Origin of the sequence: Phenylobacterium sp., assembly GCF_041691455.1 — a bacterium.
Lineage (GTDB): Bacteria > Pseudomonadota > Alphaproteobacteria > Caulobacterales > Caulobacteraceae > Phenylobacterium.
Window position 1 is genome coordinate 21,111 of sequence record NZ_JBEPUO010000016.1, and the last position, 21,214, is coordinate 42,324.

Sequence of the window (21,214 nt, forward strand, 5' to 3'; positions counted from 1 at the left end):
TCCCGGTGACGTCAATAACCTTGTCAGGCGCCGGTTTGCGCCACGTTGGGTACGCTGATGAGTGAGGCCTGGAACAGGGGCGATGAGGCCAGGCGCGCTGCGGCCGCCGACTGGCTCGTGCGCCTGCAGGCTCACGACCTCGACGAGGCCGAGGCCCTGGCGTTCGACGCCTGGCTGGCCGCCCATCCCGCCAACGCGGCGGCCTATGACGCGACGCTTTCCATCGCCCTGGAGTTCGAGGCTTCGGCTGCCGGGATCGCCGATGCGCTGGCGGCCGCCCCGGCCCGCCGGCCGAGCCGCCCCATGTCGCGGACCGCCCGCCGCGGCTGGCTGGTCGCCGGCGGCCTCGCTGCGGCGGCGACCGTCGCCATCGCGGTCATGCCCTTCGGCGGCTTCCAGACCGCCACCCAGACCTACGCCACCGCCAAGGGCGAGCACCGCAGCGTCAAGCTCGCCGACGGCTCGGCGATCGACCTCAACGCGGCATCCAGTCTCAGCGTCCGATTGGGCGCGCAGGACCGCCGCGTCGTCATGGCCGAGGGCGAAGCGGTGTTCGACGTCGCCGCCGACAAGGCTCGCCCATTCCTGATCGCCGCCGGCGACCGCACCGTGCGCGTGGTCGGCACCCGCTTCGACGTCCGCCGCCGCGCCGGGCTGCTCTCGGTCACCGTGGAGCGCGGGGTCGTCGAGGTGCAGCCGAGCGAAGGCGCCGCCGGTCGCACCTTCCGCCTGCATCCCGGCCAGCGCCTCGACCACCTGGAGGGCGCGGCCAGCGTGCAGGTCAGCGCCGCCGATCCCCAGCAGGTGTTCAGCTGGAAGAGCGGGCGGCTGATCTACCGCGACCAGCCGCTGGGCGATGTGGTCGCCGACCTCAACCAGCAATTCGCCCGTCCGATCGTGATCGGCGACCCCACCCTGGCCCAGATCCGGGTCTCCGGCGTGCTCGTGCTCGACGACCAGGCGGCGGTTATTCGACGCCTCGCCTTGCTCGCCCCGATCAAGGCGTTACCCTCAGGCGACGGCATCGTGCTTCGCAGCGATCCGGCGGCGAAGCCATGAGGGGGACAAAGGGCCATATCCAGGCCGGCGGCCTTCACGTGCGCGTCCCTTTTGGGACTGTGTCTCCTCACGCTCGCCAGCCGGGCTGAGGCCGCCGAAGCGCGCCGGCGCTTCGAGATCGCTCCCAAACCCTACGCCGAGGCCCTGATCGACCTGGCCGTGCAGGCCAATGTCTCGCTGCTGGGCGCTTCGGGCTGCGGCGCGGGCGGCCGATCGGGGCTCTCCGGCGAGTACAGCCTGAGCGACGCGCTCGCCCGCATCCTCTCAGGCGCCCCCTGCAGCTTCCGGATCGTCGACGCCCAGACCGTGCGCATCACCGCGCTCGCGCCGGCCGCGCACGCCGCCGCCGCTACGCCCGGCGCGCCGCTGGTCACCGAGGTGCTGGTCACCGCCCGCAAGCGGCCCGAACGTCTCGACACCCTGCCGGCCGGCGTTTCCGTCATCTCCGGGGAACAGCTCTTCGCCACCGGCGCGGTCGACACGCGGGGCACGGCGGGCCAGCTGGTCGGCGTCCTGATGACCAACCTCGGCCCCGGGCGCGACAAGCTGATGATGCGCGGCCTCTCGGACGGGGCCTTCACCGGGCGCGCCCGCTCGACGGTCTCGACCTATCTCAACGACGGACCGATCAACTATAACGCCCCCGACCCCGACCTTCGGCTCACAGACGTGGAGCGGGTGGAGACCGTGCGGGGGCCGCAGGGCGCGCTCTACGGCTCCGGCGCCCTGACCGGCGTCTACCGCATCGTCACCAACAAACCTGACCCCGAGCGTATCGCGGGCGGCGTCCAGGCCACCGCGGCCAACACCCAGGGCGGCTCACCCTCCTACGACGCCGAGGGCTATCTGAACCTGCCGCTGGTCCAGAACCGCGCGGCCGTTCGGCTGGTGGCCTATTACGACGAACAGGGCGGCTATCTGGACAATGTCCCCTTGCGGCTCTCCAACGTGGACTCGACCTCGCGCGCGGGTGGCCGGGTGGCGCTGCGCTTCGCGCTCGGCGACCGCTGGACGCTGGACCTCGCCGCGGCCGGCCAGCGCCTGAACTCGCGCGACACCCAGTACACGACCTTGCCGGCGTCTCCCCTGGCCTCGCCCCCCGCGGCCTCCACGTTCCGCGCCGAACAGAGCTTCGGCGACGGCGACGGCGGCGCGAACGCCCCCAGCCGGGTCAACCAGGTCCGCGAGGCCTCACGCAACGACTTCGCCCGAGGCGCCGCGACCCTGCGCGGCGAGCTCGGATGGGCGGACCTGACCGCCTCGACCTCCTACGTGCAGCACGACTACAGCAGCCTCTACGACGCCACCAACGGCGACATCCAAAGGTTCAACAGCGACGCCACCCTCGGCCTCTATTCCGAAGCCGCGCGTATCCGCCGCCTGGTGCAGGACATCGTCATAACCTCCACCGGGGCGGGCGAGGTCGATTGGCTGGCCGGGATCTACGGCTCGCTGTCGCAGGAGCGCACGCCGGCGTCGTTGGACATCCTGGCCAACCAGGCGGTCACCCCGAGCCTCCTGGCGTCCAGGCTGTCGAGTGCGCTCACCCGCGTCTACAACGAGGAGCGCCGCGACCACCTGCACGAGCTCGCTCTCTACGGCGAGGGGACCTGGCGGTTCGCCCCCGGCTGGACGGCCTCGGCCGGCGCGCGCGCCTTCGACAGCAAGCTGCAGGTGCGCTCCGCCATCGTCGGCGCCCCGCCGACCGAGCCGCGCGAGGTGAATGAGAGCCGCACGTTCAGCGGCGTCTCCTCGAAGCTCTCCATCCAGTACGAGTTCGCCGACGGGCCCCTGGTCTACGGCCTGTTCTCGGAAGGCTTCCGCCCCGGCGGCGTCAACACGACCAACTTCCTGACCGTACTGCCCCGGCGCACCACCTTCGAGCCCGACAAGCTGGAGAACTTCGAGATCGGCGCCAAGGGCCGGTTCCTCGACCGTCACCTGGTCCTGCGCGTGGCGGGCTTCTTCGACCTGTGGTCGAATATCCAGTCCGACCAGTACCGGCTCTCCGGCCTCGCCTACACCGCCAATGTCGGCGACGCGCACATCCAGGGGCTGGAGGCCGAGGTCGCCTACGAATGGCCGTTCGGCCTGGCGGTGCAGGCCAATGCGCTCCTTTCGGCGCCGAAGTTCACCCGCACCAATCCGGACTTCGCCGCCCACCTGGGCTCGGGCCTGCCCGGCGCGCCGCGGGCGTCCGGCGGCCTGCTGGTGCGCTACGACCGCCCATTGGTCGGCGAGCTGTCCCTGAGGCTGGTCGGCCAGGCCAGCATCGTGGGCCCGGCCCGCCTCACCTTCGACCCGACGCTTTCGGCGCGCACCGACACGGTGATCGACGCCGACCTGCTGGCCGAGGTCGTCGCCCGGCGCTGGAGCGTCGGCCTGTTCGTCACCAACCCGGCCAACGCCGCCAGCAACACCTTCGCCTACGGCAATCCCTTTATCCTGGTCGGCCAAGTCCGCCAGGTGACCCCCCAGCGCCCCCGCACCATCGGGGTCCGGCTGGCCGCCAACTTCTGACCCTCCGCGACATCCCGCCGCAGAGTCGAGAAATCGACAGATTCCCAATTGTGGCGAACGGGGGGCGAAGCTGAGCCGCGGCGTCTTTACCTTGACGGCGGATTAACGCCGCGGGGTGTTTTCGGGACGGGGGTCGCTGGTGAAGCTTTCGGCTCTGGTGTGCGCGCACAACGACGAGGCGCGTCTGGCGGACTGCCTGCGCCGGCTGGAGTTCTGCGACGAGATCGTCGTCGTGGCCGACCGCTGCACCGACCGCTCCCAGGAGATCGCCCGCCAGTTCGGGGCCCGCGTGCTCGACGGGATCTTCCCTCTCGAAAGCCAGCGCAAGGCCGCGGGTGTCGCCGCCTGCCTCGGCGAATGGGTGCTTGAGGTCGAGACCGACGAGCAGGTCGACGGCAAGCTCGCCTACGAGGTGCGCGCCGCCATCCATGGCCGGCCGGACGGCGACTGGTTCGAGGTGCCGCTGCACAATTACGTCGGCGAGACCCTGGTGCGCCGCGGCTGGGGCGCGGGCCTGGGCGACGTCATGGCCCCCCGGCTCTATCGCCGCCACGTGAAGCATTGGAAAGCCGGGCGGATCGCCCCGGCCGCGGTGCTCGACGGCCGCTACTCCGGCGAGATCGAGACCCCCCTGGTCCGCCACGCCGATCCCGACGTCAGCCAGATGCTGTCCCGCCTCGACCGCCGGGCCGCGCTGCGCGCCCAGGACCTGGCCGACGCCGGCGAGACCGGCGGCCTCTTCGGCGACATCGGCCGCGCGCTGGGCCGGTTCTGGGTCTCCTACGTCTGGCGCCAGGGCCTTCGCGAAGGCGACCTCGGCTTCCTGATCGCGCTGATGACCGGCCTCGACGCCGTGCTCTGCGGGGTCCGGGCCCGCGAGCTCGTTCGGCTGCGGGCCGCCGCCATCGCAGAACCCGCCGCCGAACTCACCCAGATCGGCTTCGCCGGCCGCCGCTAGGCGCACACCGTCGATCCGTCCTAGGCAATTTTCCTACCGTAATTCCCCTAGGGTGCGAATTCGCGGCCGCTTCGGTATCAATCCCCTCGAGACGCGCGGCCGATCTGCCCTGACGGCTTCTCATCTCTCCCGTAGGCGGCGAGGCTGCAAGGCCGCGCCGCCTGCTAGGATTCGCCGGCGCCCAACAGGCCCGCGATCGTCTGGGCCAGGGTCTCCATATTGAACGGTTTGCGCAGGATCGTGGCCTGCCCGCCCAGCGCCGCCTCGACGGCGGCGGTGTCGGCGTGGCCGCTGGCGAAGACGATCGGCGTGTCGGGGAACAGCGCGCGGACGATCCCGGCCAGCTCCGCCCCGTTCATCCCCGGCATGGCGTAGTCGAACAGCATGAGGTCCGGCGTCTCGTGCTCCAGGACGTCCAGGGCCGCCGGGCCGCCATCGGCCTGCAGCACCCGGTAGCCCAGCAGTTCGAGGGTCTCGCAGGTGAGCGCCCGGACCTGCGGCTCGTCGTCCACCACCAGCACCGTGCGCCCGGCGGCCGGGGCCAGGATCGGCGCCTGCTCCCGTTGCTCACGCTCGCGCTCAGCGCCCTTGGCCGAGCGCATCAGGAAGAGGGTGATGGTCGTGCCAAGTCCCGCAGCGCTGGTGATCTGCGCCGCCCCGCCGGCCTGCCGCGCGACGCCATAGACCTGGCTCAACCCCAGGCCCGTGCCCTTGCCGACCCCCTTGGTGGTGAAGAACGGGTCGAACGCGCGATCCATCACTTCGGGCGGCATGCCTTCCCCGGTGTCGGTAACGCTCAGTTCGACATAGTCGCCGGGATCCAGCAGCGGATTGGCCGCCTCGATGTGGCGCACCCCGGTCGCGATGGTCAGCCGGCCGCCGTTCGGCATGGCGTCGCGGGCGTTGATCACCAGGTTGAGGACCGCCAGCTCCAACTGGGTGCGGTCGCTCATCACCGGCGCCTGATCCTCGCCGAGCGCGAAGACCAGTTCGATGTCGGGACCCAGGGTACGGACCAGAAGGTCGCGCATTTCGTCGATCAATTCGCTGACCATGAACGGCCGCAGCTCCAGCTTCTGGCTGCGCGAGAAGGCCAGCAGCTGCCGGGTCAGGCTCGCGCCCCGTTCGGCCGCGGCGATGCCGTTCTCGGACCAGGAGGCGACCTTGGCGGCGTCTTCGGGCTTCCGCAGGATCAGTTCGAACGCGCCATGAACAATCTGCAGCAGATTGTTGAAATCATGGGCGATTCCGCCGGTGAGCTGGCCCAGGGCCTCCATCTTCTGGCTCTGGCGCAGCTCCTCTTCGGCCTTGCCGCGCGCGACCATCTCCTCGCGCAGGCGCTCATTGGCCTCGGCCAACAGCCGCGCGCGGGTCTGCAGCTGCGAAGCCGCCGCGGTGACCACGCCCAGGAGCAGGAACGCCAGCACCGTCAGCAGCGCCAGGCCGGAGTGCCGGCCGAGCACCGTGGTCCAGGGCTCCGGCAGGGTCTCCAGGTAGACGGCTCCAAGCCGCTGGCCTTTCTCGGCCACCGGACGGGTCACCGTGACGTGCCGGTCGGCGAAGCGCGAGCTCAGGTCGTGCAAGTGGGCGGGCGGCGGGCGCGCGGCGCGGCGGTTGAACACCACCACCGCCCGGCCCGAGGCGTTGTAGATCGCCGCGGCCGCCACGGCCCGGTTCACCCGCAGCGCGTCGACATATTCGCGCATCGCCTCGCGGTCGTCGAAAGCGAGTGCGGCGCTGACGCTGGCGGCCAGGATGTCGGCCTGCACCTCCGTCTGACGTTCGGCCTGGGTGCGGTAGCCGACCTCGGCGCGCGCGGCGAGCAGCGCGCCGATTGCCAGCAGTGCGGCCACGCTCAGCCAGGCGATGTTCACCAGCCGCCGGTCGGCGAGAGAACGGCGCGGCCCGCTCATCGCTTCACCGCCACGGCGAGCGCCAGAAGCTTGGAGCTGATCGCCACGCCGCCGGCCTCGGCCTTGCCCGCGTCGATGCTGAACCGCACCCGCCCCGACTCCAGCAGCAGGTGGACGATGCCCCTGGCGCCCTTGCCGCGCGCCTCGTCGGTCACCGTCAGCACCGGGGCGTCCTCCACGGCCTCCAGGGCCTGGGCCTGCGACTGGGCGGGTCCGCCCGCGACATAGGCGATCTGGCAGCCGGAGTCGGCATCGAGCCTGGCGAGCCGGCGCACCACCACCGGATGGGTCCCCACCGCCTGGCCGCTGGTCGCCCGGTCGAGCAGCGGTCCGAAGGGATCCTGGCCCTGGACGCAGATCACCAGCGGCGCGTTTGGCGCGGCATAGGCCGTCGGCGGCCAGCTGACGAAGGGCGCGAGCTTGTAGAGATAGGTCGCCTTGACCGCCAGCTCGAGGCCGCCGGGGCCCTGGGCCTGCGCCGGCGAAACGGCGCTGAGAATCAGGACCGCCAGGCCGGCCGCCGCGGCGCGCCATCCCGGACCCGCCGGCCTAGAGCGCATTGGCATCCGCCGCGGCCCGTTCAGAAGCGCCATTGCAGGTCGGCGGTGACAGTGCGTTGGATGGCCTCACCACCGGGGTACTCCACATGCCGGGCGTGCAACAGATTGCGGCCCGACACCGAGATTTGTAGGCGATCGGTGAGGTTCCAGCCAAGCCGGCTGTTCAGCTCGGTATAGGCCGGCGCGAGGCCGTCCGGCAGGGCCCCGATATAGCGCAGGTCCCCGTCGAGCGTGAAACGCCGGCCGAGATCCATGGAGGACTTCAGCGACGCCTGGACCTTCGGGTCCTCCCCGTCCTGCCGGGGACCGACGATGCCGACCGCGCCCGCCTTGAACCTCAGGTCCTCATGCAGGGTGCTGACGCCGCCCGACACCCGCCACCACGGCTGCACCCGGACTTCGCCCCAGGCCTCCAGCCCATAGGTCGAACCTTCCAGCAGGTTGCCCCACACCAGCGGCAGGGTTCGGCCGGGGGACAGCTCGATGGTCCGCAGCTGATCGTAGTCGTTGTAGAAGGCCGAAACCGAGAAGCTGGCGAGCGGCGATGGATGGAAGCGGGCGCCGGCCTCGTAGGCGGTCAGCTTCTCGTGCTGGAAGGCTGCGTCGCCGATCAGTTGCGGCGGCGCCGTCGGCCCCAACTTTTCGACCACATCGCGGTCGAAGGGGGTCGGCGAACGCACCGCCTTCGACACCGCGCCCCACAGGGTCAGCGCCCCGTTGGGCGACCAGGCCAGGCGCAGGTTGGGCAGGGGCTCGGGCTTCACATAGGGGTCGTCCTCGACCTTCAGCCCGAGGGTCAACCGCACCGTCGGCGCGAGCGTGATGGTGTCCTGCGCGAAGAGGTTGGCCAGGTTGAGGTCGGCCGACGCGGGGTTGAAGAAGAACGTCGGCGTCCCGCTGATCCTGTACTGGCTGGTGCGGATCCCGCCGCCCCACACGATCTGCTGGCGCTCGCCGAGGGTGAAGCTGTCCTGGGCGTCGATATTGTAGGTGTTCACCTTGAACTTGCCGCCGCCGCCCTCCGTGGCCCGCTCGGCGTGGTCGTAATAGGCGGTCACCTGCAGCTCCGCCCCTGAGCCCGAGGTGTGATTCCAGCGCGCCAGGAGGTTGCGGCCGCCGACGTTCTCGTCACCCGCCGGGGGCTCGTCTTCCGAGCCGCGGAAGACGTCGCCCTGGAAGGTGATCATGTCCGCAGGCCGCGCCGCCCAGTCGAGGCGGAAACCGCCCTGGACGCGCGACCACTCGTCCCCGGCCTTGGCGCCTGCCGCGGTCCGCTCGCCGTTGTCGGCCACGGCGCGCCCGTAGATCCGCCAGGTCAGGTCCTCGGAAACCTTGCCGCCGTAACGCAGGCCGAGTTGGCGGCCGTGATCGCCCACCCCGGCATCCAGCAGGCCGCCCTGGGTCTGGGCGGTGGCGCGGGTGATGATGTTGATGACGCCGTTGACCGCGTTGGCGCCCCACAGCGTCGCGCCCGGGCCGCTGATCACCTCGATCCGCTCGACATCCTCGGGCAGCACGTCCTGCATGTCCCAGTAGACGCCCGAGAACAGCGGGGAATAGACGCTGCGCCCGTCGATCAGCACCAGCAGCTTGTTGGAAAAACTCTGGGCGCCGGGATTGCCGTTGAAGCCCCTGGCCGTGATCACATAGCCGCTGGCGCTGGTCTGGGTCACCTGGACGTTGGGCGCCAGCCGCAGCATCTCCGCCACGCTTGTGGCGCCCGACCGGGCGATGTCGTCGTGGGTGATGACATAGATCGCCGAGGCCGCCTCGCCGAGCGGTTCGCTGCGCTTGGAAACCGAGGTCACCGTCAGGTTCGCCAGGTCCTCCAGCGAGAGGTCCTTGAGCTTCTCGACAGTGGTGTCGGCCGCGCCGACGTCCTCGGCGCGCGCGGCGCCGGCCAGACTGACGCCGGCCAGACTCACGCCGATCGCCATCCCCAAGACGGCGCTGAGCTTCGCTGACACCAATTCGCTAGACCCCCCGGCAGCGCAGACCCTCGCGCGGCGTCTCGCGACCGCGTCGTCCCGTTACGGCAACGCTTTGCCGGCTTTGCGGTTCCCGGCTCAGGCCAGGCTTTCAGCGCTCTTGTGGGACCGGGGCCGCGCCACGCTGCGGGCCTTCGGCGGCCGGCCGCCGTGGCCCAGCCGCTCCAGCAGGTGATCGCCGACCCGCATGGCGTTGGCGACCGTCGTCAGGGTCGGGTTCACCGAGGCGATCGAGGGGAAGAAGGAGGTGTCCACCACATAGAGGTTGTCGAGGTCGTGGGCCTTGCACCAGGGATCCAGCACCGAGCTCTTCGGGTCGGTCCCGAACCGCACGGTGCCGGCCTGGTGGGCCGTGCCGTAGAGCGGCAGCAGGCTGCCGATCTCGAAATGGTGCTGCGAGACCGGGTGGGCGTGGTCGACGAAGCCGTCCAGCGAGGCGTGCAGCTTCTTCACCAGCCGCTCGTGGCCCTCCAGGTTGTTGTAGGTGTAGTCGAGGTTGATCCGCCCGTCCGGGGTCACCCGCACCCGGTTCTCCGGCAGCGGCAGGTCCTCGGAGATCACCAGCATCGACAGCATCCGTTCGGCGATGCCTTCGGAGATCGCGTCGGGGACAAGCCCCGGCGGCAGCCAGTCGGAGACCTGCCCCTCCAGCGTCTGGCCGGACATGTATTCCAGGAGCTGGATGTGCCCCATGGGCTTGTCGTAGCTGCCGTCCGGCTCGCCCCAGTAGAAGTCGTTGCAGGCCAGCGTCTTGGGGAAGGTCACGTCCACATGGGCGCAGGTCAGCGAGACCATCGCGGTCAGGGTGTGGAACATGTAGTTCCGCCCCACCTGGTCGGAGCTGTTGGCAAGGCCGTCGGGGTGGGCGGCGTTGGCCGAGGCCAGCAGCACCGCGGCGCTGTTCGCCGCGCCGGCCGCCAGCACCACGATGTCGCCGCTCCAACGCTCCTCGCCCTGCTCGGTCTGGCAGACCACCTCGGTCACCGTCCGGCCGCCCGGATCGGTCTCCAGCCGCGTCACCTTGCGCCCGGTCAGCAGGGTGACGTTCGGCAGTTCCATGATCGGTTCGATGGCGATCGAGCGGGCGTCCGACTTGGCCTTCAGGAGGCACGGATAGCCGCCGCAGGTCTTGCACTTGATGCAGGCCGAGGTCACCGGATGGGCCTGGTCGAGGTTGATGCCCAACGGCAGGGAGAACGGCTTCCAGCCCTGCTCCTGCCAGTGGGTCCGCAGCTGCGCGATGCCCGGGTCGTCATGCACCGCGGCGTAGGCGTACGGCCCCTCGTTCCCCTCCTCGGTCGGGTCGTCGCCGCGCGAGCCGTGCACGCGCCACAGGACCTCGGCCTCGGCGTAGTAGGAGGCCATGTCGGTCAGGCTGAGCGGCCAGGCGGGCGAGACCCCGCCGGCGTGCTGCACCTCCTGGAAATCGCGCCCGCGCAGCCGCATCAGCGCCGCGCCGTAGAAGGTGGTGTTGCCGCCGACCCAGTAGTGGGTGTTGGGCGTGAACGGCTTGCCCTGCTTGTCGTACCATTTCTCCTGGGTGCGGTAGCGGTGCTGCACGAACACCGCCCGCGAGCTCCAGTTCTCCGCCTCGCGGGGCAGCTGCTCGCCGCGCTCCAGGATCAGGATGGTCTTGCCGGACGCCGCCAGCCGCTGGGCCAGCGTGCCGCCGCCCGCGCCCGACCCGATGATCACGACATCGAAATGGGCCATGGCTAGTCCTCCAGGTGATACTTCGCCGAGGCCCGCGTCAGGATCGCGATCAGCAGCGACTCAGGAAGATAGCGCAGCATTGTTGCAGCGATTTTGTTGTGCAGTCCGGGCACCACCACCGTCTTGCCGCGGTCGTTGGCCGCAAGCGTGGTCGCCACCACCTGCTCGGCGGTCTGGAAGAAGCGGCGCGGCGCCTCGTCCATCACGGCCTTGGTGCCGTTGGCCTCCGCGAATTCGGTCAGGGTGAAGCCCGGGCAGGTCACCGTCACCTTGACGCCCGTCCCCTTCAGCTCCGCGGCCAGCGACTGGCTCCACTTCACGCTCAGGCTCTTGGCGCCCGGATAGAGGCTGTGACCCGCCACGCCCGGCGCGAAGGCGGCCATGGAGCCGACGTTGACGATCGCGCCGCGACCCCGCTCGACCATGCCCGGGATCACCCCATAGGCCAGGCCGCAGGCGTTCACGACCAGGGTCATCAGGAACTCGCGCTGGCGCTCCCAAGGCGCGCCGACAAAGCTCTGGGCGACCGAGAAGCCGGCGTTGTTGACCAGGGCGTCGACCACCCGCCCCCGCGCCGCCACCGCCGCCAGCACACCCGCGTGCGCCTCGAACGCCGCCAGGTCCGCCGGGACCGCGAAGGCCTCGATCAGGTGCTTCGCCGAAAGCTCCGCGGCCAGCGCCTCCAGCCGGTCGGCGCGCCGGGCCGACAGCGCCAGGTCATAGCCCCGCGCCGCATAGGCCCGGGCGAAGGCCGCGCCGATCCCGGCCGAGGCGCCGGTGATCAGGGCAAGCGGGCGCGGGCCGGCGGGTGCTAGGGTCATCGCCTCAGTTGCGGCGTTCGCGGGCTCCTCGTCAAACCCCTCCTCCCGGAGAACACGTTCTGCGGAATTAACGGCGGCTTATCCCATCTGGGAGAGAGAGAACGGATGAGCGGACCCTTCGCCAAGAAACTCGAACTCGTGCTGAAGGTGCTGTCGATGAGCCGCGCGCGGCTGGCGGCGGACCTCGGCGTCGACAAGTCGGTGGTCGGGCGCTGGGTGAGCGGCGCCGTCCAGCCGTCAGCGCACAATCTCTCGCGCCTTTCCGGCCTGATCGCCGAACGTGTCCCGGGCTTCACGGCGCTCGACTGGGACCGCAACCCGCAAGCCTTCGCCGAGCTGCTCGGCGCCGATCTCGAGGGCCTTTCCGGGGTCGGCGGCGCCCTGCAGGGCCTGCCGCTGGCCCAGATGGACCAGTTCCTGGCCGCCACGGCCCTGCGCGGCGAGGCCTATGAGGGCTTCTTCCGCTCCACGCGACCCTATGTGCTGGCGCCCGGCCGGTTCGTGCACGACCACGGGATGATCCGCCGCGACGCCTGCGGCCTCCTGCGCCTGCGGATCGGCACCGGCGGCACCGTGGTCGACGGCTGGATGCTGCCGTTCGGCAACCAGATCGCCGCCATCTGCATCGACGTCACCAGCGGCGCGGTGCTGTTCGGCCTGTTCAACGGGGTGGGGACCGCCCGCGCCGATGTGGTCGACGGCCTGGTCCTGGCGCCGGCGCTCGACGCCGGGCGCACGCCCACCGCCCACGGCATGGTCTTCGAACGCGTCGGCGATCTCACCGGCGATCCCGAAGCCGACGACAGGCGCTTCGCCGAGTTCGCCGCCCTCGATCCCGTGGCGCCCGACGCCTCGATCTCCGACGCCCTGCGACAGCATCTGACCGGCGACTTCGGGCCGAGTCAGGCCGCGATCGGCGGCGACCTCCTGCTGCGTCTGCCGCTTTCCCGGTCGCTGGCCCGCGGACCGGCCTATCGCGAAGGCGCCTGACGCCGCAGCGCAGCAATTGAGGCGCCGCTGACATGCCGGCGTCATAGGGGCGTGCAACCTTGTGCATCGTCCTGCCGTTTGCTGCATCTCCCCGCAGTGCAGCATTAAGTCAGAGTGCGCGGCGGGTGCGAGGCCCAGGTGAGGGCCTCCAGGCGGCGATAAAGGGAGTGGGTGTCATGCGACTATTCGTGCCTGCCGCTATCGCGGCCGGGATCATGCTGGCGGCTGCGCCGGCCTTTGCCGATCCGGCAAGCGCGCCCGACGCCGCCAAAGGACCCGACACGGCCAAGGGCCTGGTGCCCGAACAGGCCGCCCCGGCGGCGGCCGCCACAGCGGTCCACATCGCTCGCGGCGCCCACAACGCCGCCGGCGGCAGCCTCCCGGAACCCGCCAGCTGGGGTCTGATGATCATCGGCTTCGGCGGAATGGGCGCCGTCCTGCGCAGCCAGCGGCGCGCGCTGGCCGCGGCCCTTAGCCGCGACCCTCAACCCTAGCCGCAAGTCCCCGGCGCAGCCTACGGAGCATCCCATGGACCTGAATGGAGCCTCTACCGCCGCGATCCTCGACTGGCAGGATGGCGCCACGTCCGCCCCGGCCCGCCCGACCCTGGTCGCGGAGGCCACGCCCGGCTTGCGCTCCATGCGGATGTCCGCGGCCGCGGCCCAGCAGATCCAGACCGACATCGGCTTCGCCATCCGCCGGCGCCGCCGGCTGGTCGACATGACCCTGCGCGCCCTCGCCGACGCCTGCGGGGTCAGCTTCCAGCAGATCCACAAGTACGAAGCCGGCCAGTGCAGCGTCTCGGCCGTCCAGCTCTGGCGGATCGGCGGCGCGCTCGGCGTGCCGATCACCTATTTCTTCGAGCGCGTGAAGACGCACGACCAGGCCTAGGAGGCCGCTGCGCCCACGCCTTCGCTGAGGCTCTCGTTCAGCGGCGCCGCCAGGGTGAAGACCACGCCGGTCGGCTCATAGGCCAGCCGCACCTCGGCCTTCAGCGTGCGCGCCAGGCCCCGCTCGATCAGCCGGCTGCCGAAGCCGCGGGTTTCGGGTTCGGCGACCGTCGGCCCGCCGCCCTCGCGCCAGGTGAGGCGCAGCCGCCTCGCCTCTCCCTCGCCGTCCACCGCCCAGGTCAGCGACACATGCCCCTCCGCCGTCGAGAGCGCGCCATACTTGGCCGCGTTGGTGGCCAGTTCATGCAGCCCCAGCGCCATGGCGGTCGCGGTCTCCGGGCCCATGTGCATGTCGGGGCCATCGATCGTGAACCGCTCCCGGTCGCCGTGCGGCTTGGCCATCTCGGCGGCCACCGCCGTCAGGCTCGCCCCCGTCCACGTCTCGGCCACCAGCACGTCGTTGGCCCGCGCCAGGGCCATCAGCCGGGCCATGAACCGCTCGCGGGCCTCGTCCGAGACATCGGCTCCGCGCAGGCTCTGGGCGGCGATCGCCTGCACCGTGGCCAGGCTGTTCTTCACCCGGTGATTGAGCTCGTTCACCAGCAGCCGCTGGCGGGCGTCGGCGTTGCGCCGCTCGGTGACGTCGGTCAGCGTGATCGCCACCCCACCGCCGCGCATCGGCACGATCCTCAGCTCCACCACCCGGTCCGGCCGCATCCGCGACGGGGTCTCGAAGGTCGTGGAGACCCCCTTGTCCATCGCCGCGCGGCAGTGGCTTTCGAACGGCGTGCCGATCCCTTGCGGGAAGATCTCCCAGATGTTGCGCCCCAGCATCGCCTTGCGCGGGACCCCGAAATACTCCTCCGCCGCGCGGTTGAAGACCACGTAGCGCCAGGCCGTATCGAGCGCATAGAAGCCGTCGCTGACGCTCTCGAGCACCGCTTCCAGGCGCGCCTCATTGCTCGGTTCTGACGGCGGTTCGGTCATCCGGTCTCGCGAAAGCTGTCCCCGCCGCAATCCTAGCAGGCGCGGACGGGCGAGAAACCCCGCTCACCGTTTTCGCGAACCAGGTGCGTCAGTGAGACCCAGGCGAACTCCGGCCGGCGCGAGGTCCAGCGCAGGAAGTCCGCCAAGAACCCCCAGGCCGCTTCATCGTGGACCAGATGGTGGGTCAGAAGGCCGATCGGCGCGTCCCAAAGCCCCGCCCGCCGCCGGCGGCGCATCTCCGCGGCCAGCGCCGCCAGCAGCCGTCCCTGGCCCCGGAACCGCGCCCCGCCGCGCCAGCGCAGCAGGTCGAGATGGACGTCCGCCCGGGCCGGCGCGCCGCCGCCCAGCGCGCCGTTCGCCGACCACGCCGCATAGCCACCGGCCCGCAGCGCCGCCTGCAGTCGCGGATGGATGTCGTTCCAAGGCGGCACGAACACCCGCTGGGCGCGGGGCAGGCCCTGTATCAACCGCCAGCCGCGGCGAAGCTCGGCTTCGACCTGGCTTTCCGTCCAGTCGTGCGGGAACTCTCCCGCCACGGACCCGGCGCGGCGGTTCTGGTGATCGACGCCGTGCTGGACGACCGCGACCCCGGCCGTATCCGCCAGCCGCGCCGCCAGCGCCGGCATGTCGCCGCCCGGCACCACCGCGAGGGTCAGCGGGACCTTCGTCTCGCGGGAGATCGCCAGCAGTCGGTCAAGCCGTGGCGAGGGACCGGCCGCGTCGTCGTCGCGCCACCAGAGCCGCGCGGTTCGCCCCGCCCGGCGCCAGCGCCCGGCTTCCAGCCACAGCGACGGCGTCTGCACCTGGGCCTCAGGCGGCCTGGGCCAGCACCGCCGGCTCCGCCTCGGGCGCGTCCAGATCGGCCCGAAGCGCCGAGACCAGCGGATAGAGCCCAGCCATCAGCGAGATCAGGAGGCCCCAGCCGCCTTCGCGCCAGCCGCCCCGTTTCACGTAGCATTTCCAGAACCGCCGAAGCCCGCGCCAGGCGTTGTCCGCCAGACCGGTCTTGCCGCCGTGCTCGCGCAAGTCCTGGGCGCGCAGGTCGGTGTAGCGGTCGAGCCGGCGGAATACGTCGGAGACGTTCTCGCCGAACTGATGGCGGATCGCCGCGGTGAGCTTCGGGCCCTCCGCGCCATCGAAGGTCACCTTGGGGTGCACCCGCTCGCCGCCCCAGCTCTTCGTCCCCCGGCGATAGAGCCTGGCGGCGAGCGTCGTGCCGAAGGCCCCGCCCCAGCCCCGGCGGATCACCCGGCCACCGACGTAGTTGTCCACGGGAACCTTGCGCCACGCGCAGGCGCCGTCATCCAGCGCGCCCAGGACCTCAGCGGCCAGGTCGGCGCCCACGATCTCGTCAGCGTCCACTTCCAGGATCCAATCGCCCGAGGCCGCCGCGACGCCGGCCGCGCGGCGCGGGCCTTCCAGCGGGAAAACCCCGCTGACCATCACCGCCCCGTGCGCCTCGCCGATCGCGCGCGTCCGGTCGGTGCAGCGGTCCAGCACCAGGACGATCTCATCGGCGAACTTCAGCGCCTCCAGGCAGGGGCCCAGGCGCCGTTCTTCATTGTGTACGCAAAGCACCGCCGACAGCTTGGCCATCTCGTCCCCTTACGAACGGATGACGTTCCCGCGCCCATGTCACCTCAGCAAACAAGCGGAACCGTGTCGCATTGTCGCGATTCGATTTATGCTGATTTTATAAGGATTTGCTTGGTTAGCTTTGTGTTGCGCCAGGGTTTCAACTGGGCGTTGCGGCTGCCTCGCAGCGCACCCGCCCCGGACCGGCGGGAGATTGCTGCGGCGGCCACCGCCTCCTCGGGGAAGGGGTAGTGGCGGTCGATTGGCTCGTCATAGACCGCCGCTGCTGGACCTTTATGCGCCACCACCCGTGAACAGTGGATGACCTACGGCTCAGCTTGCCGGCGTGCGGCGTTCAGTTCGAGCCGCGGCGGGTGAACAGAAAGGCCGCGATGATCAGTGCGACAAGGACGCCGGCCACCAGCTGGGCGTGCGCGATGACCCAGCCCGTGGCCTGCGCCAGTCCGTTGAGGAGTCCGCTGGGATCCATCCACACCTTGCCGGGCCGAAGCGGCCGCCTTGAGCGTCCCTAGAACGACCTGAAAAGCGTCCGAAGTTGGATTTGTTTCCCAACGGCGCTCTGGGGCTGACGTCCCGGCCGCGCCCGCCGTACAGTTCGGGCGCGCGCTTTCACGGGCCACGGGACGGAACGGGATGACCTCGGACCATGCCGCCTTCGGCGATCTGCTGAAGGCCATCGCTTCCGATGACGACGCTTCGGTCTACCGGCTGCTGGCCGCCCTCCCGGCCCTGGCGCAGGGGCGCGTCGAGGTCGGCGCGACACGGCTGGATGCGAAGCCGCACCATCTCGATGCGATCGGACACTATGTCTATGCGGGCGACACAGCCCTGCATGTCTGCGCCGCCGCCCACAGGCCGGAGGTGGCGCGCAGGCTTCTCAGCCTCGGCGCCGACGTCCGCGCGCGAAATCGGCGAGGCGCGGAGCCGCTGCACTATGCCGCCGACGGCCTGCCGGGCTCGCCGCGGTGGGACGCCGGCGCCCAGGCCGCCACCGTCGCGGTCCTGCTCGAAGCGGGCGCCGATCCCAACGCCGTCGACCGAAGCGGCGTGACCCCGCTGCACCGCGCCGTGCGCACGCGATGCGCAGCGGCGGTGAGCGCCTTGCTGGCGGGTGGGGCGGATGCGCGGCGGGCCAACGGAAACGGCTCGACGCCGATGTTGCTCGCGACCCGGCAGAGCGGCCGCGGCGGCGCCGGCTCGCCCGACGCCAAGGCGCAGCAGGCGGAGATCGTCCGGTTGCTGGAGCGCCACGGGGCGGCGTCCTAGGGCCTGTCCGGACAGGTTTTTGCTGTCACCGGCACGCGATTTGCGCTTGGTTCAGCCTCCCAGATCCTGCGCAGCCAGCCATCGCGAGGCGCCATGTCCACCCAACCCTTCGCCAAGGGCCCCCGCCTGAAGAAGAGCGAGACGCTCGAAATCCGCCTGCCCTATCCGACCAAGCTGGCCTTCATGGCCAGCTGCCGCGACCGGGGCCAGTCGGCCAGCGAGGCGCTTCGCGGCTATATCGACGGTCGCCTGCAGGGCCACGAGCCGCCGCGCGCCGCGGGCCGTCGTTCGCGGCATCTGATCGCCGGCGCCCTGATCGCAGCCGCGCTCGGCGCCGTCGCCCTGCCCTCGCTCGCCCGGCCGAGCCTGCGCGCCGAATTCGACCGCCTCGACCTCAACGGCGACCAGGCCATCAGCCTGGCCGAGTTCGCCCGCCTCGACAGCGACCACGACGGCAAGGTCAGCTTCGCCGAGTTCCGCGCCCGCTACGAGGCCGCGCCCGGACGGTGACTAGTTTATCCGCCGGAAGACCCGGCTGAGGTCGAGGTTTAGCCAGGTCCAGGGCTTGAAGACCGAAGCGCCGGCCCGCCACGACACGCCGATCGCCTCGGCCCGGCCGACCAGGTTCTCCGCCGGCACCAGGCCCACGCCCACTTCCATCGGCCAGCGGCTGTCCAGCGAGTTGTCGCGGTTGTCGCCCATCATGAAGTAGCGCCCGGCCGGCACCAGATAGACGTCGGTGTTGTCGCCGTCCCCGTCCCGCGAGCCGCCGAAGGTCACATAGCGCTTGCCGTTCGGCGCGGTCTCCACGACCCGCGGCACGATCCGCCCGGGAGCGTCGTGGTCCTCGGCCAGGCCGGCGAACTGGCGCGGGATCGCGCGGCCGTTCACCCGCACCTCGCCGCCCACCACTTGCACCCGGTCGCCCGGCAGGCCGATCAGCCGCTTGACGTAGGCGACGTCCGGCTCGCGCGGCAGGCGGAAGACCACCACGTCCCCGCGCTCAGGATCGCGGCCGAAGAGCCGGTGGCCTCCGATCATCGGGATCACCGGCAGGTTGAAGGGGACCGAGGCCCGGCTCCAGCCGTAGGACCACTTCGACACCACGATATAGTCGCCGGTCACCAGGCCCGGCTCCATCGACGACGAGGGGATCGTGTAGGGCTGGAAGACCCCCACCCGCAGCACCAGCGCGATCGCCAGCGCCGCGGCCAGTGTCTTGGCGATCTCCACCGCCTCGCGGGCGACGGTGTCCGCCGCGGGCTCGCCGGTGTGTTCAGCCGCCATGACGCCTCGTCTCGCTGCAGCGCGGGACCAAGGCGTCCCACATCACCGGTGTCCACCCCCCGGCCGAGCGGCTCAACCGCCATCCTGTCGGGACACCGCGCCGATCTGTCCGGACAGGTCTCTAGGCGTCCGGCCCGCCCGCCGCGCGCCAGAAGACCCCGGCGGCGCTCGCCGTCGTTCAATGTCCGCTGCCGCTCGGCCGCGCATGGCGATCAAGCCTGCGAGGCCGCCTTCGTCGGAGGCCCGGTCGCCATGGCCTGGGCGCGGTTCGCCGCGGAGACCCGGGTGCGGGCCAAGGCGCGCTACCTCGAGGCGATTGGCGCGTGGAAGGGGGCCGACGGCTATGCGATCCCCGGTGAATTCGTCGTCGTGGCCGCCTGCAAGCCGCACCGCGGGCAGCCTGACCGGCCCTCGAACGAGCCCTGAGCCGCCCCGCTAGTCGTCGCAGCTCAGGCGGTAGCCGATACCGGGCTCGGTCATCAGCAGCTCCGGGCTCGCCGGATTGGCCTCGAGCTTCTGGCGAAGCTGCGCCATCAGCACGCGCACGAACTGGGCGTCGGCGTTGGTCTCCGTGCCCCAGACCGCCAGGATGATCTGGCGGTGGGTGACCACCTGGCCCGCGTGGCCCGCCAGGATGCGCAGCAGCTGGTATTCGCGCGGCGTCAGCCGCACCTCCTCACCCGCGATCATCACCCGACGGGCCGGGAAGTTGATCTCCAGCTCGCCGAACTGGAACTTCGGCTGGGCGGAGAACCGGCGCTCGCGCCCGCGCATCACCGCCCGGATCCGCGCCAGCAGCTCGCCCACGCCCACCGGCTTGTTGACGAAGTCGTCGGCCCCCAGGTCCAGCGCGGCGATCTTCTCGCTCTCCAGGTCGCGCGCCGAAAGCACGATGATCGGGGCGTCGGACCATTCGCGGATACGCTGGATCACTTCCTTGCCGTCCATGTCCGGCAGGCCGAGGTCGAGGATCACCACCTCGCTGGGCTCGCCGGCCAGCTGGCCCAGCGCCGCCTCGCCGTTCTCCGCCGCCGTGACGCTGAACCCCGCCGCGGCCAGCGCCGGCGTCAGCGCGCGCACGATCTGCGGCTCGTCGTCGACGATCAGCAGCCGGCCCAAAGCCCCACTCATTCAGTACCTTTCGTCATGCCTTCGCCGCGGGCAGGATCAGCGACAACACCAGCCCACTCGGCGCGTCCGGCCGCAAGGCCGCGCTGGCCTGGCCCCCCATGCCCTGCATGACGCCGCGGACGATGGAGAGCCCCAATCCGGTGCCCGGCGTCCGCTTGGCGGCCGAGCCGCGGTAGAATTTCTCGAACAGCCGGGGCAGCTCGCCGGCGGTGACGCCCGGCCCTTCGTCGGTCACCTGCACCACCACCTCGCCGTCGCGCTGGAAGCTCGACAGCGCGATCTCCCCGCCGTCAGGGCTGTAGCGGACCGCGTTTTCCAGCACATTGGCCAGGGCCACCTCGAACAGCACCGGGTCCCCCAGCGCCACCCCGGCGTCCTCGCCGAGCGCACAGACGATCCGCCGCTGCCCTCGCAGCCGCTCGAAGCGCCGCCGCGTGCGATCGACCACCTCGGCCAGGTCGAAGGTGGCGTTCTGGGCGTCCAGCGCGCCGGATTCCAGCCGGGTCATGTTCAGCAGGTTGGTCACGAAGGCGTTCAGCCGCTCGGCCTCCTCCTGGATGGTCGCGGTCAGGTCGCGGCGGGTCTTGGCGTCGAACTTGTCGCCAAACTCCTGCAGCGAACTCGCCGAGGCCAGCACGGCGGCGAGCGGCGTCCTGAGGTCGTGGCTGATCGACGAGAGCAGAGCGTTCCGCAGGTCCTCGGTGCGGCCGCGGGCCTCGGCCTCGGCCTTGGCGACCGCCAGCTGGGCGCGCGCGGTGGCCGCGGCCCCGGCGTCGGCCAGGATCTGCAGGAGGCTCTCCTCGTCGGGGCCGAGCGGCGGATCGGCGCGCCAGCCGGCCGCGCCGCCGCCGGTCATCCGCCGCACCCGCCAGCCGGCCGCCTCGATGGTGCGAAGCTCGGCGCCCTCTTCCAGCGCCAGGGCGCGCGCGGCGCTCAGCACCATCGGCGCCGGGGCCTCGCCGCCCGCCGAATAGAGCGCCTCGCCGGCCATGACGAAGGCCCGGCCCTGCGCGGCGGCGGCCAGGTGGTCGGCCAGCCGGGCGCGGATCAGCGCCGGGTCGTCGGAGATCGAGAATTCTCGCGTGCCCTCGAAGAGCACGGCGGTGGCCAGCGCCCGGGCCTCGGCGCGCTTGGCCTCATCGCGCACGCGGCCCGTCAGGTTGCCCATCAGGAGCGCCACCGTCGGGAAGGTCAGCAGCACCAGCACATCCTCGGGCGTGTAGGACGCCAGGCTGTAGCGGGTATTGGCGAGCAGCACGTTGTAGACCACGAAGGAGACGATCGCGGCCAGGTATCCGGGGCCCGAGCCCACCAGGTAGGAGGTGACCAGCACGCCGACCAGGAACGGTCCGCCGAGCCGGGGCGAGCCGGTCCACAGGTGCAGCAGCTCCGCCGCCCCCCAGGACAGCGCCACCATGCCCAGCCCCACCGCATAGCGCCCGGGCGTGCTCAGCCGCGCGATCCAGTCCGACGGCGATGGCAAAAGGCGTGGCAAGAAAGGGGGCTCGCGGAGGTTCACGGACTGCGGAGCCCCA

At 71.1% G+C, this 21,214-nt stretch carries 21 protein-coding genes; 9 read left to right on the forward strand and 12 right to left on the reverse strand.

The window, feature by feature from the left end:
- Positions 1 to 57 precede the first annotated feature (57 nt).
- From ACESMY_RS16445 to ACESMY_RS16455, 3 genes are all read left to right on the forward strand, one after another.
- Positions 58 to 1,059 carry a FecR family protein gene (locus ACESMY_RS16445; RefSeq protein ID WP_372785694.1) on the forward strand — a complete coding sequence of 334 codons (1,002 nt, stop codon included), beginning with the start codon at positions 58 to 60 and terminating at the stop codon, positions 1,057 to 1,059.
- A gap of 51 nt (positions 1,060 to 1,110) precedes the next feature.
- Positions 1,111 to 3,579 carry a TonB-dependent receptor gene (locus tag ACESMY_RS16450; protein WP_372785695.1) on the forward strand — a complete coding sequence of 823 codons (2,469 nt, stop codon included), beginning with the start codon at positions 1,111 to 1,113 and terminating at the stop codon, positions 3,577 to 3,579.
- A gap of 139 nt (positions 3,580 to 3,718) precedes the next feature.
- The gene (locus tag ACESMY_RS16455) at positions 3,719 to 4,537 is read left to right on the forward strand and encodes a glycosyltransferase (RefSeq protein WP_372785696.1); all 819 of its coding nucleotides are present in this window, start codon (positions 3,719 to 3,721) and stop codon (positions 4,535 to 4,537) included.
- Between the two features lie 164 nt (positions 4,538 to 4,701).
- Here the strand turns inward: ACESMY_RS16455 and ACESMY_RS16460 are convergent, their stop codons facing one another.
- From ACESMY_RS16460 to ACESMY_RS16480, 5 genes are all read right to left on the reverse strand, one after another.
- Positions 4,702 to 6,450, reverse strand: a complete 1,749-nt coding sequence (locus ACESMY_RS16460) for a response regulator (RefSeq protein WP_372785697.1) — start codon at positions 6,448 to 6,450, stop codon at positions 4,702 to 4,704.
- The gene (locus ACESMY_RS16465; protein ID WP_372785698.1) at positions 6,447 to 7,010 is read right to left on the reverse strand and encodes a YfiR family protein; all 564 of its coding nucleotides are present in this window, start codon (positions 7,008 to 7,010) and stop codon (positions 6,447 to 6,449) included. The genes ACESMY_RS16460 and ACESMY_RS16465 overlap by 4 nt, the downstream gene beginning before the upstream one ends.
- A gap of 20 nt (positions 7,011 to 7,030) precedes the next feature.
- Positions 7,031 to 8,935, reverse strand: a complete 1,905-nt coding sequence (locus tag ACESMY_RS16470) for a TonB-dependent receptor plug domain-containing protein (RefSeq protein WP_372785699.1) — start codon at positions 8,933 to 8,935, stop codon at positions 7,031 to 7,033.
- Positions 8,936 to 9,076: 141 nt separating this feature from the next.
- A complete protein-coding gene (locus ACESMY_RS16475) occupies positions 9,077 to 10,711 on the reverse strand; it encodes a GMC oxidoreductase (RefSeq protein WP_372785700.1) in 1,635 nt (544 codons plus the stop codon).
- A gap of 2 nt (positions 10,712 to 10,713) precedes the next feature.
- Positions 10,714 to 11,532, reverse strand: coding sequence for an SDR family NAD(P)-dependent oxidoreductase (locus tag ACESMY_RS16480; RefSeq protein WP_372785701.1), 819 nt, complete (start codon positions 11,530 to 11,532; stop codon positions 10,714 to 10,716).
- 105 nt (positions 11,533 to 11,637) lie between these two features.
- On the opposite strand from ACESMY_RS16480, the gene ACESMY_RS16485 reads away from it, so the two are divergent.
- From ACESMY_RS16485 to ACESMY_RS16495, 3 genes are all read left to right on the forward strand, one after another.
- A complete protein-coding gene (locus ACESMY_RS16485; protein ID WP_372785702.1) occupies positions 11,638 to 12,522 on the forward strand; it encodes a helix-turn-helix domain-containing protein in 885 nt (294 codons plus the stop codon).
- A gap of 176 nt (positions 12,523 to 12,698) precedes the next feature.
- Positions 12,699 to 13,016: a PEPxxWA-CTERM sorting domain-containing protein gene (locus ACESMY_RS16490; RefSeq protein ID WP_372785703.1), complete on the forward strand. Its 318-nt coding sequence runs from the start codon at positions 12,699 to 12,701 to the stop codon at positions 13,014 to 13,016.
- Between the two features lie 34 nt (positions 13,017 to 13,050).
- On the forward strand, positions 13,051 to 13,413 hold the full coding sequence (locus tag ACESMY_RS16495) for a helix-turn-helix domain-containing protein (protein ID WP_372785704.1): 363 nt from the start codon (positions 13,051 to 13,053) through the stop codon (positions 13,411 to 13,413).
- On the opposite strand, the gene ACESMY_RS16500 is transcribed toward ACESMY_RS16495, so the two are convergent.
- The 4 genes from ACESMY_RS16500 to ACESMY_RS16515 form a co-directional block, all read right to left on the reverse strand.
- Entirely contained in the window at positions 13,410 to 14,399 is a 990-nt protein-coding gene (locus ACESMY_RS16500) for a sensor histidine kinase (protein WP_372785705.1), read from the reverse strand. The genes ACESMY_RS16495 and ACESMY_RS16500 overlap by 4 nt on opposite strands.
- 32 nt (positions 14,400 to 14,431) lie before the next feature.
- Positions 14,432 to 15,202 carry a polysaccharide deacetylase gene (locus ACESMY_RS16505; RefSeq protein WP_372785706.1) on the reverse strand — a complete coding sequence of 257 codons (771 nt, stop codon included), beginning with the start codon at positions 15,200 to 15,202 and terminating at the stop codon, positions 14,432 to 14,434.
- 7 nt (positions 15,203 to 15,209) lie between these two features.
- Positions 15,210 to 15,995 carry a glycosyltransferase family 2 protein gene (locus tag ACESMY_RS16510; RefSeq protein WP_372785707.1) on the reverse strand — a complete coding sequence of 262 codons (786 nt, stop codon included), beginning with the start codon at positions 15,993 to 15,995 and terminating at the stop codon, positions 15,210 to 15,212.
- A gap of 334 nt (positions 15,996 to 16,329) precedes the next feature.
- Entirely contained in the window at positions 16,330 to 16,464 is a 135-nt protein-coding gene (locus ACESMY_RS16515; protein WP_372785708.1) for a hypothetical protein, read from the reverse strand.
- 164 nt (positions 16,465 to 16,628) lie between these two features.
- Between ACESMY_RS16515 and ACESMY_RS16520 the strand changes: the two genes are divergently transcribed.
- Both ACESMY_RS16520 and ACESMY_RS16525 read left to right on the forward strand, forming a co-directional pair.
- Positions 16,629 to 17,261, forward strand: coding sequence for an ankyrin repeat domain-containing protein (locus ACESMY_RS16520; RefSeq protein ID WP_372785709.1), 633 nt, complete (start codon positions 16,629 to 16,631; stop codon positions 17,259 to 17,261).
- Between the two features lie 93 nt (positions 17,262 to 17,354).
- Positions 17,355 to 17,771 (forward strand): hypothetical protein, encoded by a 417-nt coding sequence (locus ACESMY_RS16525; protein WP_372785710.1) that lies wholly within the window; start codon positions 17,355 to 17,357, stop codon positions 17,769 to 17,771.
- Here ACESMY_RS16525 and lepB read toward each other — a convergent pair whose 3' ends face one another.
- Positions 17,772 to 18,548 carry a signal peptidase I gene (gene lepB / locus ACESMY_RS16530; protein WP_372785711.1) on the reverse strand — a complete coding sequence of 259 codons (777 nt, stop codon included), beginning with the start codon at positions 18,546 to 18,548 and terminating at the stop codon, positions 17,772 to 17,774. It abuts the gene before it with no gap.
- 48 nt (positions 18,549 to 18,596) lie between these two features.
- Here lepB and ACESMY_RS16535 point away from each other — a divergent pair, with 48 nt between their 5' ends.
- A complete protein-coding gene (locus tag ACESMY_RS16535; protein WP_372785712.1) occupies positions 18,597 to 18,974 on the forward strand; it encodes a hypothetical protein in 378 nt (125 codons plus the stop codon).
- A 9-nt stretch (positions 18,975 to 18,983) separates the two neighbouring features.
- On the opposite strand, the gene ACESMY_RS16540 is transcribed toward ACESMY_RS16535, so the two are convergent.
- Both ACESMY_RS16540 and ACESMY_RS16545 read right to left on the reverse strand, forming a co-directional pair.
- Positions 18,984 to 19,679 carry a response regulator gene (locus ACESMY_RS16540; protein ID WP_372785713.1) on the reverse strand — a complete coding sequence of 232 codons (696 nt, stop codon included), beginning with the start codon at positions 19,677 to 19,679 and terminating at the stop codon, positions 18,984 to 18,986.
- Between the two features lie 13 nt (positions 19,680 to 19,692).
- The gene (locus tag ACESMY_RS16545; RefSeq protein ID WP_372785714.1) at positions 19,693 to 21,174 is read right to left on the reverse strand and encodes an ATP-binding protein; all 1,482 of its coding nucleotides are present in this window, start codon (positions 21,172 to 21,174) and stop codon (positions 19,693 to 19,695) included.
- Between the last annotated feature and the right edge of the window lie 40 nt (positions 21,175 to 21,214).